The organism is Paenibacillus pedocola, from assembly GCF_031599675.1.
Classification (GTDB): Bacteria; Bacillota; Bacilli; order Paenibacillales; family Paenibacillaceae; genus Paenibacillus_AQ; species Paenibacillus_AQ pedocola.
On record NZ_CP134223.1, the window covers coordinates 4,871,667 to 4,884,364 of the forward strand.

Annotated in this window: 8 protein-coding genes; 2 read left to right on the plus strand and 6 right to left on the minus strand. The window is 50.2% G+C overall.

The genetic code is table 11. From position 1 onward, the window contains the following. Positions 1–444: 444 nt before the first annotated feature. Positions 445–4,590, plus strand: a complete 4,146-nt coding sequence (locus QU597_RS21665; RefSeq protein ID WP_310829779.1) for a S8 family serine peptidase — start codon at positions 445–447, stop codon at positions 4,588–4,590. A 209-nt stretch (positions 4,591–4,799) separates the two neighbouring features. On the opposite strand, the gene dnaJ is transcribed toward QU597_RS21665, so the two are convergent. The 4 genes from dnaJ to hrcA form a co-directional block, all read right to left on the minus strand. Further along, positions 4,800–5,924: a molecular chaperone DnaJ gene (gene dnaJ / locus QU597_RS21670; protein WP_054941823.1), complete on the minus strand. Its 1,125-nt coding sequence runs from the start codon at positions 5,922–5,924 to the stop codon at positions 4,800–4,802. Between the two features lie 118 nt (positions 5,925–6,042). Further along, complete coding sequence (gene dnaK, locus QU597_RS21675) at positions 6,043–7,878, minus strand: molecular chaperone DnaK (protein ID WP_310829780.1); 1,836 nt, start codon at positions 7,876–7,878, stop codon at positions 6,043–6,045. 169 nt (positions 7,879–8,047) lie between these two features. Then, positions 8,048–8,620, minus strand: coding sequence for a nucleotide exchange factor GrpE (gene grpE / locus QU597_RS21680; protein WP_054941825.1), 573 nt, complete (start codon positions 8,618–8,620; stop codon positions 8,048–8,050). 49 nt (positions 8,621–8,669) lie between these two features. Continuing rightward, on the minus strand, positions 8,670–9,701 hold the full coding sequence (gene hrcA / locus QU597_RS21685; RefSeq protein ID WP_206101556.1) for a heat-inducible transcriptional repressor HrcA: 1,032 nt from the start codon (positions 9,699–9,701) through the stop codon (positions 8,670–8,672). Positions 9,702–10,046: 345 nt separating this feature from the next. On the opposite strand from hrcA, the gene QU597_RS21690 reads away from it, so the two are divergent. Next, positions 10,047–10,772, plus strand: coding sequence for a hypothetical protein (locus QU597_RS21690; protein ID WP_310829781.1), 726 nt, complete (start codon positions 10,047–10,049; stop codon positions 10,770–10,772). A gap of 95 nt (positions 10,773–10,867) precedes the next feature. On the opposite strand, the gene QU597_RS21695 is transcribed toward QU597_RS21690, so the two are convergent. After that, positions 10,868–11,362 carry an N-acetyltransferase gene (locus tag QU597_RS21695; protein ID WP_310833380.1) on the minus strand — a complete coding sequence of 165 codons (495 nt, stop codon included), beginning with the start codon at positions 11,360–11,362 and terminating at the stop codon, positions 10,868–10,870. Between the two features lie 92 nt (positions 11,363–11,454). Continuing rightward, positions 11,455–12,627, minus strand: a complete 1,173-nt coding sequence (hemW, locus tag QU597_RS21700; protein ID WP_310829782.1) for a radical SAM family heme chaperone HemW — start codon at positions 12,625–12,627, stop codon at positions 11,455–11,457. Between the last annotated feature and the right edge of the window lie 71 nt (positions 12,628–12,698).

Genomic DNA, 12,698 nt, shown 5'->3' on the forward strand with positions numbered 1-12,698 from the left:
TGCATAATCAAAACTTACTTTCTCCCATTCCCAGACTCGGGATTATCACCAGTCCCCGCCAATTCGTGCCTAAATCGATCATAACTATATAGATATCGTTACTTTAGACCCATAAAAATTTAAATATCCAAATGTTGTTCATGTCATAAAATCTTACTTAATGTCTAAAAAACAGAGATGCAGTTATGGTTTAGTTCTTTGTATCTAGTTTATTTTTCGGGAATAAGCAGTGAACATGTCATATTTCACATCACAAAAGAACCTGCACTTTATAAATCAGATAAATTTTATGTAGATTTTACATTTTACCAATGGTAAAATCTTCTTAATATTTTTCCTACTAATCTAGATGGAAATAAAAGATTAATAGAAAGGAGAATCAACTTACTGTCTACAGCGGGGAAAATTGGAATCAGAATAACACACATCTGGAGGGGATTACATTTGGAGTGGACTAAACTACCACGCAAGCTGTCTATCGTTGCCTTGTCACTGGGAGTGACAGCAGGCATGATTCCGGGAGCGGCATTTGCCGCCAGCAGCTTGCAGACGCCATCATCGAGTAAAATATTATCTTCTTTGACTCAGACCTCGAATCAGACGTTTATCTCACCACAGATCAACACCAAATCCTCAAACAATGTCCGAGTTATCGTGCAATTGAGCGGCCAGCCTGCAGCAGTAGGTAAATATGCAGCGAAGCAGGGAATTTCCGCCCTTTCCAAAACAGCTACGGAAGCTGCGGTCAAAAGCCAGCAGACAGAAGTACTAGACAAAGCGGATGACCTGGGAATCGATCTGACCGTAAACTACCAGTATGATACGGTGCTTAACGGTTTTGAAGTATCCGTTCCAGCCAATGAAATTCCGCAGCTGGCAAAGATCTCCGGCGTTACCTCCATTTATCCGAACAGCACCTGGTATGCGCTGCCGGAAGAAACGGTGACTGAAGCTACTTACAGAAATGACAATGCCCCGCTGGAGCAGGTTCATGCCGATTGGGCTTGGGCTCAAGGCCTTAACGGAGCCGGACTAAAAGTCGGCGTTATCGATACCGGTGTAGATTATCATCATCCGGATATCGCAGCGGCTTATAAAGGCGGATACGACTCCTTCTATAATGATAACGATCCCTATGAGGAAGAACCGCTGACCGTTGAAGAAGATCCTTACGGCACAGGTTATGGCGGCACCTCGCACGGAACGCATGTCTCCGGTACAATTATCGGCCAATATGCTGCAAAAGGTGATGTTGCCCAAAAGGGTATCGCTCCTGGCGCAGAGCTTTACGTGTATAAGGTACTGGGACGCAACCTCAATGATCCAAGCACATCGTCAGGTTCATCCGCCCAGGTCATCGACGGTATTGAACGTGCGGTGAAAGACGGTATGAATGTTATTAACCTGTCGCTGGGCTCCGATTCCGAGAAAGATGTGAATTCTCCGGATTCCATCGCCATTAATAACGCGGTACTTTCTGGAGTTGTAGCGGTTATTGCCAACGGTAACAACGGAGAAGCCGGATATTTCTCCCTTGGATCCCCTGCGGTGTCGCAGCTGGCCATTTCTGTCGGTGCCGTGACTAGTCCGATCAAAGCATATTCGGGCAGCTTCAATGCAGCGATTGAAAACTCGGTGACATCGGTGACCTATAGCACCTATTATCCGTTTAACGTTATGGCGTTTGAACTCGCCCAAGAGAATTTTGCCGATATTATCGGTACTAAGCCTCAGAAAATTGTCTATGCCGATCTTGGTGCAGAAGATGATTATCCGGCAGAAGATATCACGGGCTCAATCGTTCTATTATCTCGTGGTGATCTGACATTTGATGCTAAGATCGCAACCGCGAAAGAACACGGCGCCAAGGCCGTTGTTATTTTCAATGGTAATGCTAAAAAAGATCCAAGTGATCCAACTGGAAAGCGTACGATAGCTAATCTGGACGTTTCCTTTACAGAGCGCGAAGGATTTATCGGCAGCAACCTTAGCAGCGGATACGATTATATCCCAACGTTTGATATTGAAGGTAAGACCGGACGTCAACTGGCAAGAGCCATTCTGGCCAGCAAAAGTGACTCCGTCTACTTTACATTCGGCGCTAATTATAATCTCAAATACACTACTGGTGACGAAATCACTTACTTCTCCTCACTAGGCCCAAGTGTTGATGGTAACCTCAGCATCAAACCTGATATTGTGGCTCCTGGAGACGGCGTACTCTCCACATACCCTGCATATGGCGGAGATTATTCCCAGGCTTACCACCGCAGCAGCGGTACCAGCATGGCGACTCCGCATGTTGCAGGCCTGTCTCTTCTGATCAAGCAGGCACATCCGGAATATTCACCGTTCGATATTCGGGCTGCACTGGCTAATACTGCAGACACGCTCTCATATAAGGGTGATCCTGTAGATCTGTATGCACAAGGTCCGGGACGCGCAAATGTTGAAAATGCAATTAAGACACCAGCGCTGCTCGAGGCACTCGAACCGATTTCGATTCTGGATAAAAACTATGTTCCGCAAAGTGTTATTAACTACAATCCTTCCACAAGCTTTGGAACACTGCTGCCAGGATCGTCTGCAAGTAGAGCTCTGCAGCTCAAGAACATTAGCGGCAGCGAAGTAGCTTACACTGCACTTGTAGACTGGAACTATGGTGATCCTGAGCATGTAACTGCAAAGCTGGATAAGACTACAGTAACGGCTTCCGCTTACAGCGCCAGCAGCTTTAATCTGACTGTGAATGTCGCCGCCGATACTGAAGCGCAAATGCTGCAGGGCAATATCGTTCTGGTACCGGATGACGAAAGTCTGCCAGTCCTGCACCTGCCGTTCGCGATCAACGTCGATAAATCTGCAGAACAGCCTGATTGGGGCACAGGGATTCAAGAAGCTGAAATTGTTTCACCTATTGTGTACAACAACACAAGCACTCTTCTTTCCTACAACCTGAAAGCCGAAGATATTAACTACTATGAAGTAGATCTGGTTGGCCTGGATGATGTAACCAAAGGTTACTTCCAATACTACGCCACAGAATCTGCGAACAAATACTTCAACCCTGGCAAGTATAGTACTGTCATCGGATCTACTTATCACCCGTATGACAGCAATGGAGATCCAATTCTCGATGCGAACGGTAAACCAGCTGTTGCTAATTTGACAGAAGGGGTTTACAAGCTTCAAGTTATAGGAATCAATGCGGAAGATAACACCAAGCTTCCGATCAAGATTGATCAATACGATGAAGATTTAGAATTCTATACCGCCTATACCTCTTTCCGCTTCGTTAATGGTGCACAACCAAATGGCGGAAGTAATGGTGGCGGTGGCGGTGGTGGCGGTGCAGTCACACCAACCACGCCAACTGTGCCTGCTGCTGCAGCTGCGCTAGTTGAAGAAGGAGCTGCGCAAGTATCCTTGACTCCTTCCACAGCTTCCAAAGATGGTGTTACCACGGTAACTGTGACCGACAATGATCTGAAGACTGCTCTGGCTAAAGCCACAGCTTCCAAGACCGCTGTCGTGATCTCCGTGGCCGCAATCACTGACAAGGCAGCTGTACTGAGCCTGACTGCGGACCAAGTGAAACTGCTGGCCGGTATCCATGCTGACAGTTCCGTTGTAATCAGTGTTGGCGGATCTGCAGTTTCCCTGCCGGTATCCTTGCTGAAATCTGCTCCTGTAGGTGAAAGCTTCAAGCTGGACATCAAGCAGGCACCTGAAGCCGCAAGCAAATTGACTACCAGCGTACCTGGTTCTACGGTAATCGGAACTCCGGTTTCTTTTGAAGCTTCTTGGACTACCGCTACCAGCAGCACCTATTTGAACACACCAAGCAATGTATTCATTAAGAGATCCTTTACAGTTCCAGGCACGATTCAGCCGAAAACTGCCGGCGTGCTCTTCGAAGAGAAGGGAGTAGTAACTCCGGTTGCTTCCGTGTTCAAGTCTCAGACAGACGGAACAACTCTTGTTACTGTAAACCGCCCAGGCTTCTCGACTTATGCTGCCGTAAGTAAACCAGCAGCAGCCTTTACGGATATCGCTTCTTCGAAATCTGCTGACGCCATCCAGGCGCTGGCTAACAAGCTGATCATCCAGGGTACATCGGCAACGACCTTCTCGCCGAAGAATAACCTGACCCGTGCTGAGTTTACAGCGCTCTTGACCCGCGCACTCGGTCTGCGTACGGATGCTAAAGTTACCTTCTCTGATGTGAAAGCAACAGACTGGTACGCTGCTGACGTAGCTGCGGCTTCCAAAGCCGGCCTGATTCTGGGCATCGGCAACGGTAAATTTGCTCCAACCCAAAATGTAACCCGCCAAGAGCTGGTTGTTATTCTGGACAGAGCGCTTAAATTGACCGGAACCGAACTGAAGAGTGCGAACCCTTCCTTCACGACCTACACAGACAGCGCTAAAGTAGCTGCCTATGCGAAGGACAGCCTGCAATCCCTGTCTGCTGCCGGCATCATCAGCAGCGACCAGGGAACCAGCTTTAACCCGGTCGCTCCGGCAACCCGTGAAACGGCTGCTGCCGCGCTGTATCAACTGCTGAGCAAGATTGGTCTGATCGAATAGTTATAAGTCCCTGTCAGTTCCGGTCTCCCCGGAGGCCGGAACTGAGCAGTGATGCTTGTCCCAGGACCGTGCATGGCTTAACAGCCGTGCACGGTCCTTTTTGGGCCTCTGCATACAGCACAAAAACCCCCAATTTCGTGTAATGATACGAAATTGGGGGTTGATCTGTCTTCTTATGAATTCACTGAAGATGCTGGATGAAGAGATACTCAATCACCACGGAAGGCACGCTTCACACGGTCAAAGAAAGATTGCTCCTGCTCATGCGTGTTCTCTCCGTTGTAGGAAGCGAACTGGCGCAGCAGGTCCTTTTGCTCATCGCTAAGCTTGCTCGGGGTCACTACAATGACCCGCACATGCTGATCACCTGTTCCGTTGCCGCGCAAGTGCGGAACACCTTTGCCTTTGAGGCGGAAGAAGGTGCCGGTCTGTGTTCCGGCCGGAATCTTGAGCTTCACTTTTTCAGTTAAAGTAGGGATTTCGATTTCATCACCAAGCGCCGCCTGGGCGAATGTCAGCGGAACCTCGCACATAATATCGTCGTTCTCGCGCACGAAGAAATCATGGCTCTTCACACGGATCACGATGTACAGATCTCCGGCCGGGCCGCCGCGTGTGCCGCCTTCACCTTCGCCGGTCATGCGCAGCTGTGCGCCGTCATCGACACCGGCAGGAATGCGCACATGAATCTTACGCTGCTTCTTAACCTTACCCTGGCCTGCGCAGGTCGTGCATTTTTCCTTGATGATCTTGCCTGTGCCGCTGCAATGGGAGCAGGGACGGCGGTTGCGCATTTGTCCAAGCGGAGTATTCTGCACGAATTCCTGCTGGCCGCTGCCATGGCAGACGGAACAAGTCTCCGGTTTGGTACCCGGTTTAGCACCGGAGCCGAAGCAGGTATCGCAGGCTTCCGTCCGGGGAATGGTAATGTCGGTCTCTTTGCCGAATACCGCTTCCTTGAATTCAATGGTCATCGTGTACTGCAAATCGCCGCCGCGCTGCGGAGCGTTCGGATCGCGGCGTCCACCGCCTCCGCCGAAGAACATGTCGAAGATATCACCGAGTCCGCCGAAATCTCCGCCTCCGCCAAAGCCGCCGCCCATACCTTGATTAGGATCGATATGACCGTACTGGTCATAACGGGCCCGCGCTTGGCCGTCACTCAGCACGTCGTAAGCTTCCTTCACTTCCTTGAACTTGGCTTCCGCATCACTGGCTTTGTTGACGTCCGGATGATACTGGCGCGCCAGCTTGCGGTAGGCTTTCTTCACTTCATCATCTGATGCATCTCTTCCGAGGCCCAGAACCTCATAATAATCGCGTTTCTCTGCCACTGCTTTCACCTCCGTACATCCATACTGATCATTCTTGACAATTTAAAGGGAAAGTCAAAACACGGGATGCCCCGGTTTGACCTTCCCTCTCTTCCACAATAGTGTTTATCGTTTAAGGTTACCCTTGATTCTTCTCGTCGTCAACAACCTCATAGTCTGCATCAACAACATTGTCCTTCTTAGCGCCTTCCGGAGCGCCTTCAGCGCCTTGTTCAGCCTGTGCAGCCTGTTCATACAGCTTCACGGACAACTGCTGTACAATCTCAGTCAGCGCTTCTGTAGCTGCGTTGATTTCTTCCAGGTTGTCAGTTTCCAGTGCCGCTTTTACTTTGTCCTTAGCAGCGTTTGCTTTCTCGATTTCGGAAGCATCCACTTTGTCGCCGAGGTCTTTGATTACTTTATCAGTAGAATACACGAGCTGGTCAGCATTGTTTTTCGCTTCAACCAGTTCTTTACGCTTGCGGTCTTCCTCAGCGTGCAGCTCGGCATCCTTCATCATTTGTTCAACTTCGGCATCGCTCAAGCCGCTGGAAGAGGTGATCGTGATCTTCTGGCTCTTGTTCGTGCCTTTGTCTGTTGCAGATACATTAACGATACCGTTGGCGTCGATGTCAAAAGTAACCTCGATCTGCGGTACACCGCGAGGTGCCGGCGGAATCTCGTTCAACATGAAGCGGCCCAGCGTTTTGTTGCCGTTCGCCATTTGGCGTTCACCCTGCAGCACGTGAATTTCAACGCTCGGCTGATTGTCGGCGAAGGTCGAGAAGACCTGGGATTTGCTTGTAGGAATTGTAGTGTTGCGTTCAATCATCTTCGTGAACACGCCGCCCGCAGTTTCAATACCCAGGGACAACGGAGTTACGTCGAGCAATACGACGTCTTTAACATCACCGGTCAATACACCCGCTTGAACAGCAGCACCCAGGGCTACCACTTCATCCGGGTTAACACCTTTGTGCGGTTCTTTGCCTGTAAGCTTCTTGATGGCATCCTGTACGGCAGGGATACGTGTAGATCCGCCTACCAGTACGATCCGGTTAAGATCAGCTGGAGTCATGCCAGCATCACTCAGGGCTTGACGTGTAGGTCCGAGCGTACGCTCTACGAGACCTGCAGTCAGCTCATCGAATTTCGCGCGGGTCAGGTTGATTTCAAGGTGCTGAGGCACGCCGTCAACCACAGTGATGAACGGAAGCGATACAGTAGTTGTCAGTACGCCGGACAGCTCTTTTTTCGCTTTTTCCGCTGCATCCTTCAGACGCTGTACAGCCGCTTTATCCTTGCTCAGGTCAATGCCTTGCTCTTTCTTGAATTCAGCTACGAGGAAATCCATAACTACCTGGTCAAAGTCGTCACCGCCAAGGCGGTTGTCACCGCTGGTAGCTTTTACTTCGAAGAAGCCGTCGCCCAGTTCAAGAATCGATACGTCGAATGTACCGCCGCCCAAGTCATAGACGAGGATCGTTTGATCTTCGGATTTCTCCAGACCATAGGCAAGCGCCGCTGCGGTTGGCTCGTTTACGATACGCAGAACTTCAAGGCCCGCGATTTTACCGGCATCCTTGGTAGCTTGACGCTGGCTGTCATTAAAATATGCAGGAACCGTAATAACAGCTTGGGTAACAGGCTGTCCCAGGTATGCTTCGGCATCGGATTTCAGCTTTTGCAGAATCATGGCCGAGATCTCTTGTGCAGAGTAATCCTTGCCGTCGATGCTTTCTTTGTGGCTCGTGCCCATGTGGCGTTTGATTGAAGCGATTGTGCGGTCAGGGTTCGTAATAGCCTGGCGTTTCGCTGTTTCGCCGACGATACGCTCGCCGTCCTTCTTAAAGCCTACAACCGATGGGGTTGTGCGCGCGCCTTCCGGATTTGGAATAACGACGGCTTCCCCGCCTTCCATAACGGCAACGCAAGAGTTGGTGGTTCCAAGGTCAATCCCGATAACTTTACTCACTGTAATGTGCCTCCTCAAAAATATTATGGAGCTTAGGCTCCTGCGGAATGATCAATAGTTGCATAATGAACACAAATGCTTAAAAGGTACCCGCACATGACTGTACGGCCGGAACATCCGGCAGCACCGTATCATAGCAGGCAGGTGATACCTTAGGTATATAGACAGACTACATGCTGACTTTGACCATGGCCGGACGAAGAACCTTATCTTTCAGAAGATAGCCCTTCTGGACCTCTTCCGTCACGATACCTTCTTCGTACTCCTCGCTCTCCACCTGCATAATCGCCTGATGATATTCAGGGTTAAAGGGCTGTCCTACCGTTTCCATTGCTGTAAGTCCTTCAGACTTCAGTACCCCTTCAAGCTGGCGGAAAATCATATTGATGCCTTTGGTGAAGGCTTCAGATTCTGCATTGCCCGGAGCCGTTACCAGCGCACGCTCGAAATTATCAAGTACGGACAGCAGCTCGCCTACAAGCTTGGAGGTGGCGTACTGGGCCAGCTCTTCCTTCTCCTTCTGGGTACGGCGGCGGAAGTTGTCGAAATCAGCCTGCACGCGCAGCGCGCGGGCCTGAGCCTCCTCAGCCAGCTCCTGGAGGCGCTTAGCGGCTTCACCGCCTGAAGCCTCCTCGAAGGCCGCATCGTTCTCCTGTACGGCTTCTGCCTCATCTGCCGCCTGAGTTTCGTTTATAGCTTCATCATTCATCTCATTCGAATCTTGAACCTGTTCCTCTTTCAAGTTGTCTTCACCTCCTTCAAATCATTCACGAAAATCATTTACACTCTGTTCACTTATACCAGTGTGCCAGCATCGCTGTCAAATCCCGGGAGATAATCCCCAGTATGCCCATCACGCGCGCGTATTCCATTCGGGTCGGTCCCAGGATGCCTATACTACCCAGCGCCTTGCCATCCAGTGAATATGTGGCTGTAATCAGGCTGCAGTTGGCAAAGGCCTCATGCTTATTCTCCGTTCCGATGCGCACCTGTATACCGGTTCCGCCAGATGCGGGGGCCAGCATTTTAAGCAGGGTCGGTGTCTCTTCCAGCAGATCGAGAATGGTTTTGACCTTGTCGACGTCCTTGAACTCCGGCTGGGTCAGCATATTGGTCGCTCCGCTGAGATAGATGCGCTGTTCATGATCGCTTTCCAGCGCCTTATCCAGCACCTGCATTAATTCTTCATAGTGGGAGATGTGACGCTGCATTTCCTCGCCCAGCTCGGAATAGAGCTGGCTCTTCAGCTTGTAGAGCGGCACATTCACCAGCTTGCTGTTGAGCAGATTAACCACCTTTTCCATTTCGGAAAGGGAAATCTCCGGCGGTATCTGAACCGTACGGTTCTCTACCTGCCCGGTGCTGGTAACAATAATCGCTACGGCATTATTGCCGTCGAGCGGAAGCAGCTGAAAATGGCGCAATGAAGTATGAAAAACCTCCGGTCCGAGTAGGATGGAAGTGTAATTCGTCATATTGGAAAGAATCATTGCCGCATGCTGGATAACCTGCTCTGTAGCGTTCAGCTTCTCGGCGAAAAAAGCGCGGATCGTGCCCATCTCTGCCGACTCGGCGGAATTCCACGGTACCAGATGATCCACATAATAGCGGTAGCCTTTATGGGACGGAATTCTTCCCGCCGATGTATGAGGCTGCTCCAGATACCCTAACTCCTCCAGATCGGCCATTTCGTTGCGGATCGTTGCCGGGCTGTAGCCCACATCGCCCCGTTTGGAGATGCTGCGCGAGCCTACCGGCTCAGCGGAAGAAATATAATCATCTACGATAGCGTTAAGTATCATTCTCTGGCGTTCAGTTAACATGTAATTCCCTCCTATCGGCTGTGGCTCCGATTCGTTAGCACTCTGTCGAGATGAGTGCTAACCACTAATACAAAAATACCAAACTGACCTTGGCATTGTCAAGTCAGTTCGGCTCCTTGAGTGCGTTATCATGGCGCTTTTTCCTTATTTCGGGATATGTCTGGCTTTCCGCGACAGACTGCAGTCCAGCTGCATAACTTAACCATTCAGAAAGGAAAGTATTGCAAGCAGGGTATTTACAGTCTGCGGAATTACATATTTTTCATTTTTAAGCAAGGATTTCGCGATAATAGCGCAACCTCTGCTTCGGTCCTTCGTCTGATAAACAAGGGGGCGATACGCTTCATGAGACTAAAACGTTCTTCCGTGTTCATGATTTTTGCAGCTGTGCTGCTCTTGGCCAGCGGTGCTTGGGTTTATCTGAGGGACAGGGCCGGTCATTACGAATGTTCCTTCGGTGAATCGGAATATGCTTCAGTGTTTCAGTGGAACGGAATTGTTTATGATGAAAATTGGGATACTCCGCTCACTGGCCTTAAAAAAGGTAAACCCGTAGGCGAGATTACTTACACCAAGGCTGACCATAAATGCCCGCGTACGGTCATGCAGGATGGAGACGCTACTGTCCTTGATACCGGCACGAAGCTGTATGCAGTAACAGGGTATAAGGCATCCGCCAGACTATGGGCGGGGGACAGGCTGTATGAAGCCCACAGCAATCCTAATGCTAAAACACTTAATGATCTATTGGATGTTGCCGGTAAAATTAAGACCGTCCGCTTCATCAGCGGAATGGACGGGACCACCCGCCTGAAGGACTTCACGCCGGAGGCTGCAGAAATATTTATTAGGGAGTTTCCCAAGCTGCGGTATATTCCGTTCGAAACACTATACAAACAGACTAAAGGCTGGGTCGGAGACAACTACTGGCTTGAAATCGAAATGAAGGACGGGTCCACGATGACAATCGTCTATAATACGCTGTCCCCCTCCTTCAACCCTCCTGCGTACGCTACGCCGGAACTTGCAGCACTTGTAGAGCAGCAGCGCAAGCTGATCTATATCAAGTAAGTGACGGATTTAAAAAACCACTATTCTCCCGGAATCGAGCCCCGGACGAATAGTGGTTTCTTTTAATATAGATGACGGAAGCCAATCTGCTCCGGTTAATCCAATCTCTTCAGCACAGCAATTTCATCGCAGGCATGCTGCTTCTTGCAGTTCACGCAATCGGTCCAGACCTTCTCCGGGAAGATTTCCTTCTCGACCACGGTGAACCCGTTTCTGAGGAAAAAATCAACTGCATAGGTCAGAGCCATTATCTTCGGAATGCCCTGGCGTCTTGCCTCTTCCGTGAGCTTCTCCAGAATCATGGAGCCTACACCCTTGCCCTTGCCTTCATCACGCAAACCGATGGAACGGACTTCAACGAGATCATTGCCCAGTCTGAACAGCGATCCGCAGCCTACAAACCTGCCGCCGATTTCGGCTATGACAAACTGATCAATCTGGCGGGTCAGTGCTTGCCTGGAACGGGGCAGCATGATACCGCGCTGGGCGTATTCCTCTATCATTAAATACAGCGGTTCAACATCCTCCACCGTAGCATTTCTGCATATCACCTTGTGATCTCCCGCAGGAGCCGCCGACTGGCGGATCATTTCCGTCTTGACAAGCACTTTGACTCACCCCTCGTTGTTAATATGAATAAATATACAACAGAGTGAATTACAATTCAAGGGGTATTTTAAAATTAAACTTCCGTCAAAGCACCGACAAATTCACCGAAAACATCATTGCCGAACAGGATTCCCTGCTTGCTCAGCCGGTAGGTGTCACCGTCATGTTCCAGCAGCCCTGCATGCAGCATCTTATGCAGCGAAGCCCCGAAAATCTCCTCCAGCGTTCTACCGAACTGCGCCTGGAATGCATTGTCCGATACCCCTTCACGCATCCGCAGACCCACCATCATGAAATCCTCCATAGCCTCCTGTTCGGAGATCTCGAAGGAGTCCAGGCGCGGCAGACCGCTGCGTGAAGCTTCAACATAAGGATTGACGCCTTTAATATTCATATGCCGCTGGCGTTTGACGTATCCGTGTGCCCCCGCGCCAAGGCCGTAGTAATCCTCATTGCGCCAGTACGTAATATTATGGCGGCTCTCCATGCCCGGTTTGGCGAAGTTGCTGATTTCGTATTGGGTATAGCCGGCTGCCTCCATAGTGGACATCAGCAGCAGGTACATCTCCAGCTCATCCTCTTCACTTGGCAGCGGGAGTTTATTCTTGTTAAACAATGTGTGGAAAAGCGTATTCTCCTCCACCTTAAGGCTGTAGATTGAATAATGAGGCAGGTCCAGCTCCAACGCCTTGCGGATGCTCTCCCTCAGCATATCCACGGTCTGGTTAGGCAGCCCGAACATAAGGTCGACCGACAGGTTATGCAGCCCAACACTGCGGGCATTCTCCAGACTGCGGTAGACGTCGTCCACATTATGAATCCGCCCGATGCCGCTTAGCAGCTCATTCTGGAAAGCCTGCACACCGAAGCTAACCCGGTTAACGCCGCCTTCCTTCATCACAGTCAGCTTATCTATATCTGTCGTGCCGGGATTGGCTTCCATTGAGAACTCGATATTGTCATCCCACTGCGGGAAATGTTTGCGCACCGAGCTCAGGAAAAAGGCCATTTCATCCGGCTTCAGCACGGTTGGTGTTCCGCCGCCGACAAAGATTGTCTTAATCACACCCGGAGGGGTCTCTTTCACAGTCAGCTCCATCTCCCGGTCAAGCGCGTGCAGATAATCCATCACCGGCTGATCCTTCAGTACATAGGAATTAAAGTCACAATAAAAGCACTTATTCGTACAAAACGGGATATGAATATATACGGCCTCAGGGGGACGGCCACTTGATTGAGTTGTCATAGCAGTCTCCTTTATCTAATATTCAGCGCCGGAGCTGCGGCGCAGTCATTGATCCAAAAAGTCAGAAAAGG